The sequence below is a fragment of the Flavonifractor sp. An82 genome (assembly GCF_002159265.1).
GTDB lineage: Bacteria > Bacillota > Clostridia > Oscillospirales > Oscillospiraceae > Flavonifractor.
The window spans coordinates 37,755-57,970 of the sequence record NZ_NFHG01000015.1 but is presented as its reverse complement, the minus strand read 5'-3'; the positions used below and the strand labels follow the sequence as shown (position 1 = coordinate 57,970).

Here is a 20,216-nt window from a genome sequence, read left to right as displayed (position 1 = left end):
AAAAAACCGCTGTCCCGGCCCTTGGGCCGGGACAGCGGTTTTTTGCAGCTTTATGCCTCATTCCAGCGGTCCCACCGCTGCTGAATGATAGCGGCCAGGGCCTGATAGCAGGCCTCGTCGGCGGGGAGGAAGAGGTAGGCCTCATCCTGAAATTCTCCGGAACAGCGCTCCGGACCGAAATAGCGCAGGGCATAGGCGTCCACGTCGTCGGGGTAGGAGCAGTCCCCCTCTCCGCCGTAGTAGAAGCGGGCGAAGGCCTGCCCCTCCTGGTCGAAGAGGGACAGGGGCAGCGTGCCGTCCAGCTCGTCCCGGATCAGGACGCTGAGATCCAGGTGGGAGAAGTCGGACTGGAAGCGCTGGACCAGGCTGCCGTATTGCTCCAGAAAGGCCAGGCTCATGAGGTCGTGCTCCATACACCACCGCAGGTAAACGGCCATGTGGCGGTAGGCGGCGAGCTCATCCACCGGCAGATGCTTGTCCCGAATGGATTGCAGGTGCCAGGCTCCGTCGTCCAGCAGCCCGTCGTCATCCGGCCGGGCCGTGGCGTCCGTGGCATGGGGACGGTCCGGGCTGACCACAAAGCTGAGCCCCTCCATGCGCTCCAGCAGCTCGTCGGCATCGTGGGACAGCTTATATTGCAGTTCATCGTCGTAGAGGGGAATCACCTGGTAGAAGTTGACCTCCTCGCCGCCCGGCAGGGTACAGACAAAGCCCTCCTCCTCCACCCGCTGGGGGGAGATCAGGATGGAGGCGCTCAGCTGCGTGCCGTCGGCAAAGGGCTCCTGATTGTCCACGGTATGGCCCCAGGCCAGCCAGCTGTCTGTGCTGATGGGCAGCCGGGCCAGGATTTTCAACAGGCGAACGGGCCAATACCAGTTCTCGTCGGACAGAGCTTCCTGCTCCAGTTTCCAGTCCGGGGGCAGTGCGATGGCCAGCTCCGCCCGCTCCAGCCTGTGCTCGGCCAGCTCCTGGGGCACATTCATGCGGTGGGCACCCATGCCCATGGTCACAAGGGTGTAGTAATCCCGGTCCTCTCCCGGTGGAATCAGGCAGATATCCACGTGAATGTCGGGGGACTCCAGCTCGTGCCACACATTTTCAAAGGGACCGAAATAGCGCTGGATGTGGTTCTCTACCGCCTCCATCTCCGCCTCGCTGTAATGCTTCCCGGCGGAGGTGGTGCTGGTGTCGACCTCCTCCCAGTCGCCGGGGGTGCCGTCCTTCTCCAGCCGGACATAGAAGTAGCGCTTCCGCTTCCCGGCGGTGTGGGTGTAGAGCAGGGTGACCTGATCGTCCAGATCGAAGAGCACCGTCTCCAGGGTGCAGTGTTCTCCCTGGGGGGTAGTCCAGGTCAGCCAGCTTCCGCTGTCCATCCGGGCCTTCTGGGTGGCCAGCCATTGGGGCTTCCGCTTGGACAGTCCCGCCTGATTCATGCGGAAGACCACCTCCAGCTGATGGCCCTGCAAGGGGTAGTGGAAGGCGCAGTAGGGGGCGTCTGTCTCAAAATCCTCCGGATCGGGGGAGAAGATCTGGTGGAAGGATGCAAGCCCATTGGGGTCGGTGGTGATGCAGGCGATGGAGCACAGCTTTTCGGCGGCGCCTTCGTCCGCTCCGTCCTGGAGGGCCCGGTCCAGATCGGGGTTGATCCAGTGGTATTCCATCTGTTCCAGAGAGGCACCGGCCAGGATCTCCCCCCGCAGGGTCAGGAACTCATAGTCCCCGGGCTCCAGAGCCAGACCCTGCTGTACGGCGTCCAGGGCCCCCTCCTGGTCTCCAAAGTGGCTGCGCAGCTTGGCCACCTGGAGCCAGATCCAGGGGTAGTCCGGCTCCTCCTGGGCGCCCAGCTCGGCGTACTTTTGGGCCTCCTCCAGCCTGCCGCAGTACATCAACGCCGCGGAGTAGCGGTAGTACCAGGTGCCGCAGCCCTTGGCGTTCTCCTCGGAATCGGGCATCCACTGGGCGGCCTGGTAGTAGAAGCGGTACTCGTCCATGTTGTTGCAGGCGTAGGCGTACCACAGGGCGATCTGCAGGTCCCGTCGGGCCTGCCCCCTGGTGAAGCGGCCCTCCTCCACGCCAGCGTCCATGAAGTTCTGGAGAAAATCCAGCATTCGGCCAAAGTAACCTCTGGAGTCCCCGGAGAAGGACTCCAGGGCGGCGATGTCCTCCGGGGACAGCAGGGATCCGGTCTCCGGATGAACCTGATCAGGATCGACATCCCGGCTCACCAGCCGGACGGTGCCCACGTCCCGGCGGAAGGTGTGGAAGCTGGCCCAGGGCAGGGAAGTGCTCTGGAAGAAATCGGCGGCGGCGCTGAGCACGGCGTCCAGGTCCCAGGCGATGAAGTCCACATAGCCGCAGTAGAGACCAGTGGCGCCGCCGGTGAGGGTCAGGGCATCCTCGCCGGCCTGGGTGGTCAGGGCCTCCTCCAGCGCGTCCCGGAAGGCGAAGAGCTGCTGGCTGCGATCCTCGCCGGTGAAGCCTTCCAGGGGATAGCAGAAGAAGCCGGCTACCGCACCGTTCTGGTGCAGCTCGTCCATGCCGTCGCTCTCGCCGCTGAGGTAGTCGTTGATGAGAGGGGTGCAGCAGGTGGAGCCCACGCAGATGTCCAGCCGCCAGTCGGCGTCCCGGTCCTGTTCGGGTTCCATCTGATAGGTGGTATAGCTCTCCAGATAGCCCAGGGCGTCTGTGGACAGACAGAGGCCCATATCCTCCAGTGCATCGGACAGCCTGGAGAGGGGGATGGAGGAGCCCTCCGGCGGGGTGTCGGTCACCTGGAAACGCTCCACATAGCGCATGTGGGGGATCTCGCCCAGCGCCTGGTCCGTCAGGGTGAACAGCATCCACCAGGCCCGGTCCTCCTCATCCCGGAGCAGGGGAAGGAGCTTTTCACAGTAGAGGGTCAGCCCTACCCGGTCGCCCTCCAGCCGTTCCGGCCACACCTGAACGTCGTCGCCGGAGACCTCCCAGCCGCCGGTGTGCAGACTGCAGCCGGGGGTGGGCTGGCGGCCCACCATGATATCCCAGTGCTCCAGCACGCCGGTGGGAGCGCGGTGCTGGAAATAGACCAGTTCAAACAGTTTGAGCCGGTCCCCCTCCGGCGACAGGATCAGCTCATACTTGGTGCCGTTGAAGCCAAGCTCAAAGGAGACGTCCGCCAGCGCCAGGTGAAGAATTTCCTCACACCGGGCGATTACCTCCTGGCCCCGTTGGTGCCCCACATCCTCATCCATGATACGGCGCAGCTCCCTCTCTCCAGCCTCGAAGGCCTGCCAGGCCTGCCGGGTCCGCTCCCGGAAGCTGGCCTCGAACCGGGGCAGGGTAAGGCACTTGCGGCAGCTTTCTATGAGCTCCATAGTGTCTCCGTCGCCGGGGCGGGCCTCCAGAGCGCGCTGGAAGTAGCGGAGGGCAAGGCCCTCCTGGTCCAGATAATAGTAGGCGTAGGCTATGCGGAAATTCCAGAAGTGGTCCCCCTGAAAGTAGTCCTCGTGGGGTTTCAGCAGGTCAAGGGCCTTTTGGAAGAGGGCCTTGTCCTCCAGCCCAGCGATATTGTTGTAGGCCCGGGCCAGCTCGCTGTCCATCTCAGGGGTGCGGGTTTCAGCGGGGATGGCCTCCAGAGCGTCAATGATCCGCTGGTACTCGTTATTCTGATGCCAAAGCTGGCACTGCTCCAGTAGCTCCATACAGGTTCCTCCTTGCCCGGGCTGAGGTCTCTCACCCGGGAACAAAAGAATGCGGTCAGCTGCCTATATTATATACGAGGGGTGCGGCTTGCGCAATCGCCGCTTTACAGAGGACAGATTTGCGTGTATGCTGACAGTAGCAGAAATGCCGCTGGCGGCAGAGAAGAGGGAACCTATGAACGTACCGGAATATTATGAGTCGGATCTGCTCCGCTATTTTGAGGGCCATCCGGAGGAACTGACGCTCTATGAGGCCCTGTTTGCACGGCTGTCGGCGGTGGTGCCTGAGGCGTCGGTCAAGGTTCAGAAGAGCCAGATCAGCTTCTATGGCCGCCACCTGTTTGCGGCCGCCTCCCTGCCGGTCCGGCGGAAGAAGGACTGGCCCAAGCACTGCCTGCTGGTCACCTTCGGGCTGGCCCAGCGGGTGGAGCACGAGCGAATCGCCGTGGCGGTGGAGCCCTATCCCAACCGGTGGACCCACCATGTGGTGATATCCTCCATTGAGGAGCTGGATGAGCAGCTGCTTACCTGGATCAAAGAGGCCTATGATTTTTCACAGTATAAATAAAGAAAAAGGGGCGTACTGCGGTGCAGTGCGCCCCTTTTTCGGACTATATCAGTTGGCGGCAGCCAGCTGACGGCGGAACAGGGTGCGGAAGATAAGCCGCACCAGAGGACCGCAGTAGAGCAGCTGCCAGATCAGCGCCATGGGCATGTTGCAGCCGAAGGTGCGGACCCAGGTGCCGAAGCTGGGCTCCTTGAAGAGCAGGGTGGCGATGAGGCTCATGGTGGGGCACATGATGCACACGATCATGGTGGAGATGGCATAGGTGATGAACTGGGGGCGGTCGGTGGGGCGCATGAAGGTAAAGGCCAGACGGGTGGCCAGCCGCTCCACCACGAAGAACTCCAGGAGAAAGGCAATGGGAGCCATGATGGGCAGCTCGTGGAGGGCCAGCAGGAAGGTGGCGTTGGAGACGCCGCCGGTGTTGAGGGCGACGTTGTACACGATCATGCCATAGACCATGATGATGGCCATAATAATGGTAAAGATTACGTTTTGCAGCTTGGTTTTGGGCATATGCAGGGGGACTCCTTTCCAACACAAAATGAGGGGCAAAGCAAAAAAAGAAAGCAGCGAAACGTCCGTCTCGCTACTTTCTTTCACTGCGACTGCCATCCATACCTGTATTGTAGCAGGATTTTTTCTCCCTCGTAAGCATTTTTTGCAGGCACAGCGCACAAAAATCCGCCGTTAGAGCAGGAAAGAATTTGGATGACAAAGGAAAAGAATGCAAAGAGCCGTTGACAGTGGAGACCCCCGATGTTAAACTGTTTGTATACAAATTATTTGGATCTGTTTTAACGTATGGGGTGTTTGGTATGGATTACAGCTTCCACTATCTGCTGATGGCGGCCCAGGCTCTGTTTCAGCGGGGGGTTATGGCGGAACTGAACGGGTCTGGTCTGACGGCGGGCCAGCCCAAGGTATTGGACTATCTGGGCCTGCACGATGGCAGTGTACAGAAGAGCATTGCCGCCGGCTGTCAGATTGACCCTGCCACCCTCACCGGGCTGCTCAACCGCATGGAAGAGAAGGGGCTGATCCGCCGCTGCAAGGAGCAGGGCAACCGGCGCTCCCTCCATGTCTATCTGACGGAGCAGGGCTGGGAGAAGCAGCGGGAGGTGCGCCAGACGCTGGAGCGCCGGGCGGAGACCGTGCTGGCTGGTCTGAGTGAGGAGCAGCGGACGATGCTGCTGGACAGCCTGTACCAGATCTGTGCCTCCATGGCGGACATGGAGGGCCTGCAATAAGGGGACAAAGGCGGAATGGCAAGGTGCTGTTGACAGACCGATACCCCTATGATAATATAGGAATATATAAGTTTAGACGAGAGTTAGCTTACACTAATTCCTATAAGGAGGCAGGTTCTATGAAGCTTTGGCTGACCGCGCTGGGACTGTTGATTCCCTTCCTGGGTACCTCGCTGGGGGCGGCCTGTGTTCTGCCCGCCCGACGGACCCTGAATCCCCAGGTGCAGCGGGGGCTGACGGGCTTTGCCGCCGGAGTGATGGTGGCGGCTTCGGTCTGGAGTCTGCTGCTGCCTGCCATGGATCAGGCGGCATATATGGGGAAGTGGGCCTTCCTGCCGGCGGTGCTGGGCTTTTGGGGCGGCGTTTTCTTTCTGCTGCTGCTGGACCATGCGGTTCCCCATCTGCATCTGGGCAGCGACGAGGCGGAGGGGCCGGGCAGCGGTCTCTCCCGCACCGCCAAACTGGTTTTGGCGGTGACCATTCACAATATCCCGGAGGGGATGGCGGTGGGGGCAATCTTTGCCGGGTATCTGGCCGGGGACGCGGGAATCACGATTAGCGGCGCCCTGGTATTGGCGGCAGGCATTGCCCTTCAGAATTTTCCGGAGGGAGCCATCATCTCCCTGCCTCTGCGGGCGGAGGGTGTGAGCCGGCGCAAGGCCTTGCTCTGGGGGATTATTTCCGGCGTGGTGGAGCCTGCCGCGGCGGCCCTGACGGTATTGGGGGCGGGACTTCTGGTGCCGGTGCTTCCCTATCTGCTCAGCTTTGCGGCGGGAGCCATGCTCTATGTGGTGGTGGAGGAGCTGATCCCCGAGATGTCGGTGGGCCGCCACTCCAATGTGGGTACCCTTACCTTTTCCCTGGGCTTTACCATTATGATGGCCCTGGATGTGGCCCTGGGTTGACGGAGAAAAAGGCCCGCGTTTCCTTTTGGGAAACGCGGGCCTTTGCTATGTCATAATGCGGGATGGGAAGTGTGGGTCAGCGGCTCCAGTCCCGGCTGCGGCCCACCGCCTTGTGCCAGCCGGCCATGAGGCGTTCCCGCTGGTCGGCCTCCATGCGGGGGGTGAAGGCGGTGTCGCACATCCACAGCTGGCGGATTTCGTCGGTGTTCTGCCAGACCTTGGTGGCCAGACCGGCCAGATAGGCCGCGCCCAGAGCGGTGGTCTCCCGGATGGCGGGGCGGCGCACCTCACGGTCGATAATGTCGGCCTGGAACTGCATGAGGAACAGGTCCCGGCTGGCGCCGCCGTCGGCCTTCAGCTGGGTGAGGGGCACGCCGGTGTCCGACTCCATGGCGTGGACCAGATCGGCCACCTGGTAGGCGATGGACTCCTGGGCGGCCCGGATGATGTGCTCCCGACGGGTGCCCCGGGTCAGGCCCACCAGAACGCCACGGGCGTACATATCCCAGTAGGGGGCGCCCAGACCGGTGAAGGCAGGTACCAGGTAGACCCCGCCGTTGTCGGGCACCTTCTGGGCGTAATACTCGGCGTCGCGGCTTTCGGTAAAGAAGCGCATCTCGTCCCGCAGCCACTGGATCACCGCGCCGCCTACGAAGACGGAGCCCTCCAGGGCGTACTGCACGGAGCCCTCCCGGCCCACAGCGATGGTGGTGATGAGGCCGTTGTGGCTCTCGCAGGGGACAGAACCGGTGTTCATCAGCAGGAAGCAGCCGGTGCCGTAGGTGTTCTTGGCGTCGCCGGGCTCAAAGCAGGTCTGGCCGAAGAGGGCGGCCTGCTGGTCGCCGGCGATACCGGCGATAGGCACCTTGACGCCCTGGATCTCGGTGTAGCCGTAGACTTCGCTGGAGGAGCGCACCTCGGGCAGCATGGCTTTGGGGATGTCCAGGGCCTTCAGCAGAGTGTCGTCCCAGCACAGCTTGTGGATGTCATAGAGCATGGTGCGGGAGGCGTTGGTGGCGTCGGTGACATGGACGGCGCCGCCGGTGAGCTTCCACAGCAGCCAGGTATCCACGGTGCCGAAGAGGATCTCGCCCCGGCTGGCCTTCTCCCGGGCGCCCTCCACATGGTCCAGGATCCATTTGATCTTGGTGCCGGAGAAGTAGGCGTCGGGGATGAGGCCGGTGGTCTTGCGGATGTGGTCCTCCAGGCCCTGGGCGATGAGTTCATCCACAATGCCGGCGGTGCGGCGGCACTGCCACACAATGGCGTTGCAGATGGGGCGGCCGGTGGCCTTGTCCCAGAGGATGGTGGTCTCGCGCTGGTTGGTGATGCCGATGGCGGCGATGTCGGCGGGGTCGATGCCGGACTGGGCAATGACCTCCATCATCACCGCGTACTGGGAAGACCAGATTTCCATGGCGTCGTGCTCTACCCAGCCCTCCCGGGGATAGATCTGCGTAAACTCCTTCTGACTGATGCCGATGATATTCTGCTCCGTATCAAAGAGAATGGCACGGGAGCTTGTAGTACCCTGATCCAGGGAGAGAATGTACTTTTCCATTAAATAATACCTCCCAATGGGTGCCGCAGCGTGGCCGCGGTCAAAGATCTCGTGTGGCTACAAAGGAAATACCGGTATTGCAGATGTTGGATACGACGATGTCGCCCGTATGGATGGGGGCGGTCAGCTCCACACCGTCCAGGCAGCGGACGGCCTGCTGGATCAGCGCCTTGGGGATGGGGGCGCTGGTCTTGACCGGACAGCGTGGATGAGCGCCGCCGGTGCAGCGAACGGTGGAGGTAACCACCCGCGTAGGATGGGTTAACTCTATTCTACCATATTCTTCGCCCCTTGGACAGCTATTTCCGGAAACTGCGTAGTTTTGTGCTTCGTCCACTTTCAGATGACAGCCCTTGGGGCAAACGATACAGATCAGTTCCTTCATTTGGACTCTACCTCCTGGATGGATACGGTGATGGTTTCCGACGCCTTGTCCAGCAGGGTGCGGGGGAGGACAATGTGCTCCATTTCGCCGGGGGCCAGGTGCTCCCGGGGGAACTGGGCGATGAGGGTATCGCCCGAGGTGACCCGGATTTGGCTGTCCTTGCAGATGCGGTTGACCCGGAAGAAGAGGTCGCACCGCCGGTCCACCCGGTTGGGGCGGATGTGCTGAGGGACGGTGTAGGTGACGCCGTCGCCGTTTTTCACCTCCAGCACCGGGCCGTCCTGCTGTGCCGTGCCCAGGATGTAGTCGGCGGCGGCAGCCCCGGCCCGCTGGCTCTCGGCGGTGACGAAGTCCACCAGGTCATGGACATGGGCCACATTGCCGCAGGCAAAGACGCCGGGCATGGAGGTCTCCATATTTTCATAGACCACCGCGCCGTTGGTTCTGGGATCAATGGTAATGCCCGCCTGGCGGGTCAGCTCATTTTCGGGGATGAGGCCCACGGAGAGCAGCAGGGTGTCGCAGTCAAACACCATCTCGGTACCGGGGATGGGCTGACGGCGTTCATCCACCTGGGAGACCACCACCTGCTCCACCCGCTCCCGCCCGCGGATGTCGGTGACCGTATGGGAGAGATAGAGGGGAATGTCATAGTCGTGGAGACACTGGACGATGTTTCGGTTCAGACCGCCGGAGTAGGGCATGACCTCCACGCAGGCCAGGACCTGTGCCCCCTCCAGGGTCATGCGGCGGGCCATGATGAGGCCGATATCGCCGCTGCCCAGGATGACCACCCGGCGGCCGGGCAGCCAGCCCTCCATATTGACGTAGCGCTGGGCCGCGCCTGCAGTGAACACGCCGGCGGGCCGCTGACCGGGGATGGCGATGGCGCCCCGGGTCCGTTCCCGGCAGCCCATGGCCAGAACGATGGCCTTTGCCTCCTCGATATGATACCCGGTGTCCTTGCCCACCATGTGGACCTGCCGGTCAGGGGTGACGGTGAGCACCATGGTGTCCAGCCGCACCTCCACGCCGGTGTCCTCCAGCATGCGAATGAAACGCCCGGCATACTCCGGACCGGTCAGCTCCTCCTTGAAGTGGTGGAGGCCGAAGCCGTTGTGGATACACTGATTGAGGATGCCGCCCAGTTCCTTGTCCCGCTCCACGATGAGGATGCGCTTCACGCCCTTTTCCCAGGCGGTGCAGGCCGCGGCCAGTCCGGCGGGGCCGCCGCCGATGACGATCAGATCATACATGGTCTCAACCTCCCTTGGTCTGGCTGGCCAGAAGCCAGCTGCCTGCCTTGTCCTGAACGATGTGGTCGGGGGTCACGCCCAGTTCACGGGCCAGGATCTCCACCACCCGGGGGCCGCAGAAGCCGCCCTGACAGCGGCCCATGCCGGCGCCCACCCGACGCTTGACTCCGTCCACCGAGCGGGGTGGGATGGGGCTGCGGAGCGCCTCCAGGATCTCGCCCTCGGTGACGGTCTCGCAGCGGCAGATCACCCGGCCGTAGGCGGGCTCCCGCTCCACTAGCTTGGCCTTCTCCTGGGGAGACAGGTCATGGAAGCGGGTGCGGCGGCGGTGGCAGATAAAGTCTTTTTTCTCCGCCAGGGCCAGCCCGTCGCCAGCAAGCAGCTGGGTGGCGTATTCGGCGATGGCAGGTGCGGCGGTAAGGCCGGGGGAGCAGATGCCCGCCAGATCCAGGAAATGGGGGGCTGCCAGCTCGATGATGAAATCTCCCCGGTCTGTGGAGGAGCGCACTCCGGCGAAGTTGCGGATGGACTCCCGGAAGTTCACCGAGGGTACCGATTTCAGAGCGGTGTCCCGCACGAAGGCCAGTCCGTCGGCGGTGGTGGACACGTCGTCCCCCTCCACCGGGGTGGCGTCGGGCCCCACGATCAGGTTGCCGTGGACGGTGGGGGCCACCAGCACGCCCTTGCCGTTGGGGCCGGGGCACTGGAAGATGACGTGGCCCACCCGGCTCCCTTCGCTCTTGTCCAACAGGAAATACTGGCCCCGGGAGGGGCGGATGGTGAAGGTGGCGGGGGCGGCCATCTCGTGGACCGCCTGAGCCCAGACACCGGCGGCGTTGATCACGTAGCGGCTGCGGAAGTCACCCTTGCTGGTGCGGACCAGCCAGCCATCCTCCTGACGCTCCAGCCCGGTGACGGCGGTATCCAGATGGAGCTCGGCGCCGTTGCGCACGGCGGTCTCCGCCAGAGCCAGGCAGTACTCCCAGGGGGAGCAGATGGCGGCGGTGGGGGCGTAGAGAGCGGAGGTCACCCGGTCGGACAGGTTGGGGTCCATCTCTCTGGCCTCGTCTCCGGTGAGCAGCCGGAGCTCAGGCACGCCGTTGGTCTGGCCCCGCTGGAGAAGGGTATGGAGGGTGGCGTCATCCTCCGGGGAGAAGGCCAGCACCAGGGAGCCGCAGGGGAGGTAGGGAACGTCCAGTTTGGCGCACAGATCTTTGGCAAGCTGGGCGCCCCGCACATTGAGTCTGGCCATGAGGGTGCCGGGCTCGGGATCATAACCGGCGTGGAGAATAGCGGAGTTGGCCTTGGTGGTGCCGTCGGCCACGTCGTTTTCCTGCTCCAGCACGGCGATTTTCAGCTGATAGCGGGAGAGATGAAAGGCGGCGGCGGCGCCGGTGATACCGCAGCCAATGATGAGCACATCATACATAGCAGGACCTCCTAAAAAAGTAGGGATATCCAATAAAAAAGAGCAAAACAAAGCCTCCCCGTTGGGGCCGCTTTGTTTCACTCTCATTCTCTGGAAACGGCATGTTCAGTTTTACATATCCCAGACGGCGGGATTGGTGGAGGAGACCGCCACCGCACCGGCACTCAGCGCGCCGGTCACATCCTCCTTGTCGGAGATCAGGCCGCCGGCGATGATAGGCTTGCCGGTGCTCTGGCACAGGCGTCGGATGATCTTGGGCATCAGGCCGGGCAGCACTTCCACCAGGTCGGCGGACTCCTGGGAGAAATGGCGGTCCACGTTTTTCAGAGCCATGGAGTCCAGCAGGAACACCCGCTGAATGGCCACCAGACCCAGCTCCCGGGCTCTCCGGGTCAGGGCGGGCTTGGTGGAGATCACACCGTCGGCGGCAGTGTGGCTGGCAATGAAGTCGGCGGCCACTTCTCTGGCGGACAGACCGTCCACCAGGTCCAGATGGACAAAGACCTTTTTTCCGGCGCTGTGGACCTTGGCCACCATGCTGTCAATGGTAAGAATATCGCCGTAGAGCAGAAAGAGCAGGGACACGTCGCTGTTCAGCGCGGCATCCAGTCCGGCGTCATCCTTGACAGCGGCGATGACCGGCCCGTCTGCCAGCAGATCCAGCAGATCTGCGCAATTCATGGCAGGAACCTCCCTTCCGATCCCGGGAGCGGGAGAATAAAAAAGCGCAAAGCAACCGCCGGGTTGCCTTGCGCACTCTAACACTCTGGCACAGAGGACACTATCATCATAGCAGGGTATATAAAGAAAAGCAAGCAGCTCCTTTTGAAAACTGATAATTCGGCAGGGGAGACAAAAAGAAGGAGGGTAATTTAGGAGAGTTTTACAAAGGCGGAATCAAAAAGCCCGGCGGAACGCCGTCCGAAGACAGGCGTTCCGCCGGGAGGATGGGGAAACAGGGAAAAGAGGGATCAGCAGCTGGCGCCGCCGATGACGGTCTTATTCATGATGGTCTGCTTGTCAATGGAGCCGTGAAGCAGCTTATCCTCCACATAGTCAAAGCCCAGCCGAGCAATGGTGTCGGCAAAGCGCTCGCCGGTCTGGCCCTCGTCCCGGAAGAAGAGGATGGCCTTCTCCACCAGGGCAATGACCTCCTCCTCGCTGGTAAAGATCTTGGACAGAGGCTTGCCGGCGGCCACCTTCTTGCCCCAGCGGCCGCCCAGATAGACCTTGTAGCCGTAGGTGCTCTCGGTGAAGGCGCCGAAGGGGCACTTCTCCAGGCAGCGGCCGCAGTGGTTGCAGGCCTCGGGATCGATGATGGCCTTGCCGTCCTTCATGGATACGGCGTGGATGGGACAGGCCTTCTCGATCTGGCACACCTTGCAGCCCTTGCACTTGGTAAGGTCGGGCTCAGGCAGCCGCTGACCCACGATGCCCAGGTCGTTCAGGTCGGGCTTGACGCAGTTGTTGGGGCAGCCGCCCACGGCGATCTTGAACTTGTGAGGCAGGGATACGTCGTGGTAGCCCACGTAGAACAGCTCGTGGAGCTTCTCACTGAGGGCGAAGGTATCGCACAGGCCGTACTGGCAGGTGGTACCCTTGCAGGACACCACCGGTCGCACCTTGGAGCCGGTGCCGCCTACGTCCAGACCGGCGCTGTGGAGGAACTGGATCAGGGGCTCCACATTCTCATAGGGGACGCCCTGGATCTCCATGGTCAGGCGGGTGGTCATGGTGACCTCGCCGGATCCAAACTTCTCGGCGGCCTCCGCCACAGCAGTGTGCTCGGCGGCGGTCAGCTTGCCGTTGCGGGTGATAACGCGGACGTTGAAGCAGTCGGGGGTGCGTTTATCCCACAGGCAGCCCAGGCCCTTCAGACGCTTGACCTCCGTGGGAGGCAGGCTGGAGCCGGAGATCTGGGGCACCTTGACCAGATTGAAGGTGACGCCGCCCTCCAGCACCTTGACGTTGGTGTAGCCGTAGTACTTCAGGCGGTTCTGGAGGAAGTAGCCCCGCTTGCCCCGGGCGCACACCAGCAGCAGCTTCTCGTCCTTGTCGATGCCCTCCAGAGGACCGTTCACCTTGGCCAGGTCCACCCACTGGGCGCCGGGGATGGCGGGGGTGGGCTGGGCGTCGATGACCTTGTAGTCCTTGGCCTCGCCGGCGGCGTATTCCATGGGGGTGAAGCTATCCAGCTTGCCGGAGAGCTTGTTTTCCAGAATGTTGCAGGCCTGGACAAAGGGGTGGATAGCGGTGGAGAAGGGGGGCGCGTAAGCCAGATCCATGGTGTCGAAGGCGTCAATGGTCAGCCCGGCATACAGGCCCACCGCGGCGATGTCCACCATTTTATCCACCGCGCCGCCGCCCATAACCTGGATGCCCAGCAGCTTGCGGGTGCTGCGGTCGGCGATGAGCTTGGTGATGAAGATGGAGGCGCCGGGATAGTAGTGGGCCTTGTCGTCGCTGACGCACACCACGCTGACGGGATCAAAGCCCTCGGCCCGGGCCTGGACCTCGGTGAAGCCGGTGCGGCCGGCGTTGAGCTGGGGCAGCAGCTTGACCACGCCGGTGCCCAGGCAGCCGCCGTAGGGGGTGGGGGTGCCGGTAACGGTCTGAGCCAGGGCCCGGGCGGACAGGTTGGCGGTGGAGCCCATGGCGGACCACTGGTTCTTGCCGGTGATGGCGTTGCGCACCATGGCGCAGTCGCCGGCGGCGTAGATGTCGGGCAGGTTGGTGCGCATCTCCCGGTCCACCACCACGGTACCCTTGAAGAGCTCCAGGCCGGTGTCCTCCAGGAAGGCGGTGGCGGGGCGCACGCCGATGGCCAGCACCACCACGTCGGCGGGAATGGAGGTGAGGTCGGTGACGATGCCGGTGGCCTTGTCAGTGCCGGAGATGGACTGGATGCGCTGGCCGGTGATCACCCGGACGCCTGCTTCCTTCAGCTTCCGGCGGGCAAAGTCGGCCATCTCGGGATCGAAGACGTTGGGCATGATCTGGTTGGCGAAGTCCACCACGGTGACATCCAGGCCCTGGGAGAGCAGGTTTTCGGCGATCTCCAGGCCGATGAAGCCGGCGCCCGCCACCACGGCCCGGCGGCAGTTGTGGGCCTGTACATAATTGCGCAGGCCTACTGCGTCGTCAGGGGTGCGCATGGGGAACACGCCGGGCAACTCCTTGCCGGGCATGTCGGGCACCACGGGTGCGGCGCCGGTGGCGATAATCAGCTTGTCGTAGCTCTCGGTAAAGCTCTGGCCGTTGAGCAGGCCGGACACCGTCTTGGCGGCGGGGTCCACCCGGGTGACCTCGCAGCCAGTGACCACCTCAGCGCCGGTGAGACCGGCATATTTCTGGGGGGTGTTGACAATGAGCTCCTCCCGGCTGGCAATGGCGCCGCCCACATAATAGGGCAGGCCGCAGCCGGCATAGGAGATATCGGTTCCCTTGTTGAGCACCTTGACTTCCACGCTGCGGTCCTCGCGCTTGATTTTGGCCGCAGCTTTTGTTCCGGCGGCCACGCCGCCAATGACCAGAATACGCATCCTGATTCCCCATCCTTATTGACAAATTTTTGAGTCGCGCTTGTAAACAGTATAACATCCTATTATAATAAAGGAAAGTTTTTAAAACTTATTAGGTGATCGAAAATATTTATGGGCGGTGACAGAGATGGTGGACTACCGGATCCGGACCTTTCTGACCCTGTATGAGACCATGAACTACCGGAAGACGGGGGAGGCGCTCTGTCTCAGTCAGCCGGCGGTGAGCCAGCAGATCAGAGGGCTGGAGGAGAAGTACGGCTGCAAGCTGTTTGTATATGACGGCCGGAAGCTGTCTGCCACCCCCCAGGCCCACCGGGTGGCGGAGTATGCCCGTACTGCCCTTTACAATGAGCAGCGGCTCCAGCAGGAGCTGGAGGGGGTCACCGCCCGGGAGATCCGGGTGGGGGCCACCAAGACCATCGGGGAGTTTGTGGTGGCGGATGCACTGAGCAAGTACGTCCGCCGCTCTGCCGACAGTTTGAAGATCACAGTGGACAACACCGCCGTGCTGCTCCATCAGCTGGAGCATGGACAGTTGGATTTTGCCCTGATTGAGGGTGCTTTTGACCGGCAGAAGTTTGGCAGCCGCCTGTTTCGCCGGGCGCGGTTTGTGGGGCTGTGCCGGAAGGACCACCCCTTTGCCGGGCGTACCGTCTCCCTGGAGGAGCTGGCCGGACAGTGCCTGGTGGTGCGTGAGGAGGGCTCGGGGACCCGGGGTATCCTGAAAAACGTTTTGGCTGAACGGGGGTACTCCCTGGAGCTCTTTTCCCGGGTGATTTGTGCCAACCAGTTTTCCCTCATCACCCGCTTCGTGGCGGACGGTGACGGTGTGACATTTGCCTACGAACCGGTGGCCGACGGACGGTCGGAGCTGGCCTTTTTCCATCTGGACTGCCTGGATGAGAGCCGGGAATTCAGCCTTGTCTACCTGAAGGGGACCCATGTGTTGAAGCTGGTGCGGGAAGTGCTGGGAGAACTGGTCCCTGAGGACCTGGAGTATGCCGAAGGGTGCGAGGAAAAAGCTTGCAAGAAGCCGGACGATATGGTAAAGTAAATAGACACTGGGAATTGCGGTCAAACTTCCGGCAGGAAGCCGGAGCGCCCGGCCAGAGCCGGGGTATACGCATGCAGAAGCCCGGTGTGCTTGTATCATCATACCAGGAAGGTATCTCTTCCCCTGAAGGGGATCGGATACCTTCTTTTTTTGCAAAGGAGCGCAAGTATGACGCTGGAACAGTTTTTCAAGGAAGTTCCCCGGGCGGCGCTGGCCTTCTCCGGCGGTACCGACTCCGCCCTGCTGCTGTGGGCAGCCAAGACCTACGGCTGCGGCCTGCGGGCCTACTATGTGAATACGGCCTTTCAGCCGGCCTTTGAGCTGGCCGACGCCAAAAGGCTGGCGGAGGAGTTGGACATGCCCCTGACGGTGGTGGAGGCCGACGTGCTGGCGGTGCCCGAGGCGGCGGCCAACGGTCCCCGGCGGTGCTACTACTGCAAGAAGGCCCTGTTCACCACCCTGCGGAAACGGGCGGCGGCCGACGGCTACACGGTGCTGCTGGACGGCACCAACGCCTCCGACGACGCCGGGGACCGGCCGGGGATGCAGGCCCTCCGGGAACTGGAGGTCCGCTCCCCCCTGCGGGAGTGCGGCATCACCAAGGATGAGGTGCGGCGGATGTCCAAAGAGGCGGGGCTGTTTACCTGGAACAAGCCGGCCTATGCCTGCTTGGCCACCCGGGTGCCCACCGGTACCGCCATCACCCGGGAGGCTTTGGAGAAGGTGGAGCGGGGGGAGGAGGCCCTCTTCCGGTTGGGCTTTACCGACTTCCGGGTGCGGCTGCTGGGAGACGCCGCCCGCATCCAGGTCCCGGCGGACCAGATGGAGAAGGCCGTTCAGCTGCATGATACCATTATAAAGGAACTGGAGGCGGACTTCTCAGCCGTGCTGCTGGACCTGAAGGGGAGGTAAGCGTATGGACAACAAGCATGATATTCTGGAGCTGCTGCGGGCGGTCCAGGCGGGAAACACCAGCCCGGAGGACGCCCTGCTGGAGCTGAAGACCCAGCCCTTTGAGGACCTGGGCTACGCCAAGGTGGACTTTCACCGCTCGGTCCGCCAGGGGGCGGCGGAGGTGATCTACGGGGCGGGCAAGACCCCGGAGCAGATCGCCGGGATCGCCGCCGCCATGGGGGAGCGGGGCTGTAAAAATATCCTCATCACCCGCATGGGGGAGGAGGCCGCCCGCATGGTGGAGCAGTCGGTTCCTCTGGACTACCGGCCCATCCCCAGGCTGGGCATTGCCTTCCCCGGTCCCCGCCAGGAGCTGGGCCACATTGTGGTGGCCACCGGCGGCACCAGCGATATGCCGGTAGCCGAGGAGGCCGCCCTCACCGCCGAGGTGATGGGCAACAAGGTCACACGGCTGTACGACGTAGGGGTGGCGGGGCTCCACCGGCTGCTGTCCAACCTGGATACCCTGATGAGCGCACGGTGCGTTGTCGCCGTGGCGGGTATGGAGGGGGCCCTGGCCTCCGTAGTGGGAGGTCTGGTGGACTGCCCGGTGGTGGCGGTACCCACCAGCGTGGGCTACGGCGCCAGCTTCGGCGGCCTGTCCGCCCTGCTGGCCATGCTCAATTCCTGCGCCTCCGGGTGCAGCGTGGTCAACATCGACAACGGCTTCGGGGCCGGTTATCTGGCCAGCATGATCAATCAGATGGAGGGATTACAATGAAAACCTTATATATTGAGTGTAATATGGGCGCGGCGGGGGACATGCTCATGTCCGCCCTGTACGAGCTGCTGGAGGACAAGGAGGCCTTCCTGTCCACTATGAACAGCCTGGGCCTGCCCGGCGTGGCGGTGGAGGCCACCGCTGCTGTTACCAGCGGCATCAGCGGCACCCACATGAAGGTCACTGTCCACGGGGAGGAGGAGGACGAGCACCTCCATCACCATGAGGACGAGCACCATCACGACCACGAGCATGACCACCATCATGACCATGAACACCATCACGATCATGACCATTGCCACGGCCACGAGCATCATCACGACCATCCTCATGACCATGACCACGAGCATCACCATCATCACCATGCCACCCCCAGCCACATTGCCCATCTCATTGACCATCTGCCCCTGCCGGAGGAGGTGCGGGCCCACGCTAAGGGGGTGTATGATGCCATTGCCCAGGCGGAGGCCAAAGCCCACGGCTGTCCCGTGGGGGAGGTCCACTACCACGAGGTGGGGGCCCTGGACGCGGTGGCCGACGTGGCCGGCGTGTGCTATGCCCTCTATCTGCTGAAGCCTGACAAAATCGTGGTGTCCCCCATCCATGTGGGCAGCGGCACCGTGAAATGTGCCCACGGCATCATGCCGGTACCCGCCCCCGCTACCGCCGCCCTGCTGGCGGGTGTGCCCACTTATGGCGGTGAGATCAGAGGCGAGTTGTGTACCCCCACCGGGGCCGCCCTGCTGGCCCACTTTGCCCAGTCCTTTGGCCCCATGCCGGTGCTGAGTGTGGAAAAGGTGGGTTATGGTGTGGGCACCCGCCGGTTTGAGCAGGCCAACTGCGTCCGGGCTTTCTGGGGGGAAAGCCAGGCGGGCGGCAACGGTGAGATCGTGGAGCTGGTGTGCAACATTGACGACATGACCGGCGAGGCCCTGGCCTTTGCTGCCCAGCAGCTGCTGGCGGCGGGGGCCCTGGACGTGTACACCATCCCCGGTACCATGAAGAAGGGCCGCCCCGGCCATGTGCTCACCGTGCTGTGTGAGGCGGGGAGGGAGCAGGAGCTGGCCCAGGCCGTCCTGCGCCACACCACCACCAACGGCCTGCGGGTGCGCCGGTGCGAGAAGTACTTCCTTACCCCCGGCAGCGAGACCGTGGCTACTCCCTGGGGAACGGTCCGGGTGAAGACTGCGGAGGGCTTCGGTATCTCCCACGCCAAGCCCGAGTATGAAGATGCCGCCGCCCTGGCCCGGGAAAAGGGTCTGCCCCTGTCGGCGGTACTGAAAGAAGTGAACAAGAGCCTGTAACCGAAAGGAGTCATCCATGAAACGCATTCTGACTCTGATTCTGTGTATGGCTTTGGCCGCCGGTATGCTGGCAGGCTGCGGCGGCAATACAGCTGCTACCACGACGCCTCAGACCGGCAGCAAGGACAGCGTGGTCATCGCCATGGGCACTACCTCCGAACCGGAGGCCGGTTTCGACCCCGCCTACGGATGGGGAGCCGGGGAGCATGTCCATGAGCCCCTGATCCAGTCTACCCTGACGGTGACCAATACCGACCTGACCATCGGCTACGATCTGGCCACCGACGTGCAGGTCAGCGACGACGGCCTGACCTGGACGGTGAAGATCCGGGACGACGTACGTTTTACCGACGGCCAGCCCCTCACCGCTTCCGATGTGGCCTTTACCTATAATACCGTCAAAGCCGCCAGTTCGGTGAACGACTTTACCATGCTGGATCATGCCGAGGCGGTGGACGACACCACCGTGGTGTTCCACATGGCCACCCCCTTCTCCATCTGGCCCTATACCATGGCCATCGTGGGCATCGTGCCGGAGCACGCCTACGATGCCGCCACCTACGGCTCCAATCCCATCGGCTCCGGCCGGTATATCCTCAAGCAGTGGGACAAGGGCCAGCAGGTGATTCTGGAGGCCAACCCGGACTACTACGGAGAGAACCCCAAAATGAGGCGGGTGACCATCCTTTTTATGGAGGAGGATGCCGCCTTCCTGGCGGTCCAGGCCGGCCAGGTGGATCTGGCCTACACCTCCGCCACCTACTCCGACCAGGCCCCCACCGGTTATACACTGGCGGCCTACGACAGTGTGGATAACCGGGGCTTCAACCTGCCGGTGATCGAGGGCACCCTCACCGGCGACGTGCTGGTGCGCCGGGCCATCAACATCGGGGTGGACCGGCAGGAGATGATCGACAACGTGCTCAACGGCTACGGTACCCCGGCCTACAGCGTGTGCGATCAAATGCCCTGGTACAATCCGGCCTCTGAGGTGGAGTACGATCCCGAGGGAGCCGCCGCCCTGCTGGATGAGGCGGGCTGGACCATGGGGGCCGACGGCGTCCGGGAGAAGGACGGCGTGAAGGCCACCCTCAACCTGCTCTATCCCACCAGTGACTCGGTGCGGCAGGCCCTGTGCGCCGACTTTGCCAACCAGCTGGGGGAGCTGGGTATCTCCTGCACCATGGAGGGGGTGGGCTGGGACACCGCCTATGACCGGGCCCAGACCGAGCCCCTTATCTGGGGCTGGGGGGCCCATACACCCATGGAGCTGTACAACATCTATCACACCATCGGGGATACCGGCACAGCCCAGTATTCCCCCTATTCCAACCCGGCTGTGGATTCCTACATGGATCAGGCCCTCCAGTGCTCCGATCTGGAGCAGTCCTATGAGCTGTGGCAGAAGGCCCAGTGGGACGGCACCACCGGCGTCACCCAGGAGGGGGATATTCCCTGGGTGTGGCTGGTGAATGTGAGCCACCTGTACTGGGTACGGGAGGGCCTCCAGGTGGCCCAACAGAAGATCCATCCCCACGGCCACGGCTGGTCCATCGTCAACAACGTGGACCAGTGGAGCTGGAACTGATATTCCACCGGAAAGAAGGAAT

At 62.9% G+C, this 20,216-nt stretch carries 16 protein-coding genes; 8 read left to right on the top strand and 8 right to left on the bottom strand.

Annotated elements, in window-relative coordinates:
• Positions 1–50: 50 nt before the first annotated feature.
• Entirely contained in the window at positions 51–3,680 is a 3,630-nt protein-coding gene (locus B5G34_RS19230) for a suppressor of fused domain protein (protein WP_242957055.1), read from the bottom strand.
• Positions 3,681–3,855: 175 nt separating this feature from the next.
• On the opposite strand from B5G34_RS19230, the gene B5G34_RS13655 reads away from it, so the two are divergent.
• On the top strand, positions 3,856–4,248 hold the full coding sequence (locus B5G34_RS13655; RefSeq protein ID WP_087338599.1) for a DUF5655 domain-containing protein: 393 nt from the start codon (positions 3,856–3,858) through the stop codon (positions 4,246–4,248).
• 48 nt (positions 4,249–4,296) lie between these two features.
• Here B5G34_RS13655 and B5G34_RS13650 read toward each other — a convergent pair whose 3' ends face one another.
• Positions 4,297–4,761 (bottom strand): DUF2798 domain-containing protein, encoded by a 465-nt coding sequence (locus B5G34_RS13650; RefSeq protein WP_087338594.1) that lies wholly within the window; start codon positions 4,759–4,761, stop codon positions 4,297–4,299.
• 302 nt (positions 4,762–5,063) lie between these two features.
• Between B5G34_RS13650 and B5G34_RS13645 the strand changes: the two genes are divergently transcribed.
• Both B5G34_RS13645 and B5G34_RS13640 read left to right on the top strand, forming a co-directional pair.
• Positions 5,064–5,495, top strand: a complete 432-nt coding sequence (locus B5G34_RS13645) for a MarR family transcriptional regulator (RefSeq protein WP_087338592.1) — start codon at positions 5,064–5,066, stop codon at positions 5,493–5,495.
• Positions 5,496–5,614: 119 nt separating this feature from the next.
• On the top strand, positions 5,615–6,400 hold the full coding sequence (locus B5G34_RS13640; RefSeq protein WP_087338589.1) for a ZIP family metal transporter: 786 nt from the start codon (positions 5,615–5,617) through the stop codon (positions 6,398–6,400).
• A 76-nt stretch (positions 6,401–6,476) separates the two neighbouring features.
• On the opposite strand, the gene glpK is transcribed toward B5G34_RS13640, so the two are convergent.
• The 6 genes from glpK to B5G34_RS13610 all read right to left on the bottom strand — a co-directional run bounded on the left by glpK (position 6,477) and on the right by B5G34_RS13610 (position 14,573).
• Entirely contained in the window at positions 6,477–7,961 is a 1,485-nt protein-coding gene (gene glpK / locus B5G34_RS13635; protein ID WP_087338585.1) for a glycerol kinase GlpK, read from the bottom strand.
• A gap of 40 nt (positions 7,962–8,001) precedes the next feature.
• The gene (locus tag B5G34_RS13630; protein WP_087338582.1) at positions 8,002–8,346 is read right to left on the bottom strand and encodes a DUF1667 domain-containing protein; all 345 of its coding nucleotides are present in this window, start codon (positions 8,344–8,346) and stop codon (positions 8,002–8,004) included.
• A complete protein-coding gene (locus B5G34_RS13625) occupies positions 8,343–9,602 on the bottom strand; it encodes an FAD-dependent oxidoreductase (protein ID WP_087338580.1) in 1,260 nt (419 codons plus the stop codon). The genes B5G34_RS13630 and B5G34_RS13625 overlap by 4 nt, the downstream gene beginning before the upstream one ends.
• Positions 9,603–9,606: 4 nt before the next feature.
• Positions 9,607–11,031 carry an NAD(P)/FAD-dependent oxidoreductase gene (locus B5G34_RS13620; protein WP_087338578.1) on the bottom strand — a complete coding sequence of 475 codons (1,425 nt, stop codon included), beginning with the start codon at positions 11,029–11,031 and terminating at the stop codon, positions 9,607–9,609.
• A gap of 111 nt (positions 11,032–11,142) precedes the next feature.
• Positions 11,143–11,712 carry a glycerol-3-phosphate responsive antiterminator gene (locus B5G34_RS13615; RefSeq protein ID WP_087338575.1) on the bottom strand — a complete coding sequence of 190 codons (570 nt, stop codon included), beginning with the start codon at positions 11,710–11,712 and terminating at the stop codon, positions 11,143–11,145.
• Positions 11,713–12,002: 290 nt separating this feature from the next.
• Positions 12,003–14,573 carry an FAD-dependent oxidoreductase gene (locus B5G34_RS13610; RefSeq protein WP_087338572.1) on the bottom strand — a complete coding sequence of 857 codons (2,571 nt, stop codon included), beginning with the start codon at positions 14,571–14,573 and terminating at the stop codon, positions 12,003–12,005.
• Positions 14,574–14,700: 127 nt separating this feature from the next.
• Here B5G34_RS13610 and B5G34_RS13605 point away from each other — a divergent pair, with 127 nt between their 5' ends.
• The 5 genes from B5G34_RS13605 to B5G34_RS13585 all read left to right on the top strand — a co-directional run bounded on the left by B5G34_RS13605 (position 14,701) and on the right by B5G34_RS13585 (position 20,194).
• Positions 14,701–15,627, top strand: a complete 927-nt coding sequence (locus B5G34_RS13605) for a LysR family transcriptional regulator (protein WP_087338569.1) — start codon at positions 14,701–14,703, stop codon at positions 15,625–15,627.
• Between the two features lie 168 nt (positions 15,628–15,795).
• Positions 15,796–16,539, top strand: a complete 744-nt coding sequence (gene larE, locus B5G34_RS13600; RefSeq protein ID WP_087338566.1) for an ATP-dependent sacrificial sulfur transferase LarE — start codon at positions 15,796–15,798, stop codon at positions 16,537–16,539.
• A gap of 4 nt (positions 16,540–16,543) precedes the next feature.
• The gene (gene larB / locus B5G34_RS13595; protein WP_087338563.1) at positions 16,544–17,302 is read left to right on the top strand and encodes a nickel pincer cofactor biosynthesis protein LarB; all 759 of its coding nucleotides are present in this window, start codon (positions 16,544–16,546) and stop codon (positions 17,300–17,302) included.
• Positions 17,299–18,606, top strand: coding sequence for a nickel pincer cofactor biosynthesis protein LarC (gene larC, locus B5G34_RS13590; RefSeq protein WP_087338560.1), 1,308 nt, complete (start codon positions 17,299–17,301; stop codon positions 18,604–18,606). Before larB ends, larC begins: the two co-directional genes overlap by 4 nt.
• Before the next feature lie 16 nt (positions 18,607–18,622).
• A complete protein-coding gene (locus B5G34_RS13585; RefSeq protein WP_087338557.1) occupies positions 18,623–20,194 on the top strand; it encodes an ABC transporter substrate-binding protein in 1,572 nt (523 codons plus the stop codon).
• Positions 20,195–20,216 lie beyond the last annotated feature (22 nt).

Coding starts and splice junctions, on each gene's coding strand:
- B5G34_RS13655 (WP_087338599.1), top strand. CDS start 3,856: ATGAACGTACCGGAATATTATGAGTCGGATCTGCTCCGCTATTTTGAG.
- B5G34_RS13640 (WP_087338589.1), top strand. CDS start 5,615: ATGAAGCTTTGGCTGACCGCGCTGGGACTGTTGATTCCCTTCCTGGGT.
- larB (WP_087338563.1), top strand. CDS start 16,544: ATGGACAACAAGCATGATATTCTGGAGCTGCTGCGGGCGGTCCAGGCG.
- B5G34_RS13615 (WP_087338575.1), bottom strand. CDS start 11,712: ATGAATTGCGCAGATCTGCTGGATCTGCTGGCAGACGGGCCGGTCATC.
- larC (WP_087338560.1), top strand. CDS start 17,299: ATGAAAACCTTATATATTGAGTGTAATATGGGCGCGGCGGGGGACATG.
- B5G34_RS13650 (WP_087338594.1), bottom strand. CDS start 4,761: ATGCCCAAAACCAAGCTGCAAAACGTAATCTTTACCATTATTATGGCC.
- B5G34_RS19230 (WP_242957055.1), bottom strand. CDS start 3,680: ATGGAGCTACTGGAGCAGTGCCAGCTTTGGCATCAGAATAACGAGTAC.
- B5G34_RS13620 (WP_087338578.1), bottom strand. CDS start 11,031: ATGTATGATGTGCTCATCATTGGCTGCGGTATCACCGGCGCCGCCGCC.
- larE (WP_087338566.1), top strand. CDS start 15,796: ATGACGCTGGAACAGTTTTTCAAGGAAGTTCCCCGGGCGGCGCTGGCC.
- B5G34_RS13625 (WP_087338580.1), bottom strand. CDS start 9,602: ATGTATGATCTGATCGTCATCGGCGGCGGCCCCGCCGGACTGGCCGCG.
- B5G34_RS13585 (WP_087338557.1), top strand. CDS start 18,623: ATGAAACGCATTCTGACTCTGATTCTGTGTATGGCTTTGGCCGCCGGT.
- glpK (WP_087338585.1), bottom strand. CDS start 7,961: ATGGAAAAGTACATTCTCTCCCTGGATCAGGGTACTACAAGCTCCCGT.
- B5G34_RS13610 (WP_087338572.1), bottom strand. CDS start 14,573: ATGCGTATTCTGGTCATTGGCGGCGTGGCCGCCGGAACAAAAGCTGCG.
- B5G34_RS13630 (WP_087338582.1), bottom strand. CDS start 8,346: ATGAAGGAACTGATCTGTATCGTTTGCCCCAAGGGCTGTCATCTGAAA.
- B5G34_RS13605 (WP_087338569.1), top strand. CDS start 14,701: ATGGTGGACTACCGGATCCGGACCTTTCTGACCCTGTATGAGACCATG.
- B5G34_RS13645 (WP_087338592.1), top strand. CDS start 5,064: ATGGATTACAGCTTCCACTATCTGCTGATGGCGGCCCAGGCTCTGTTT.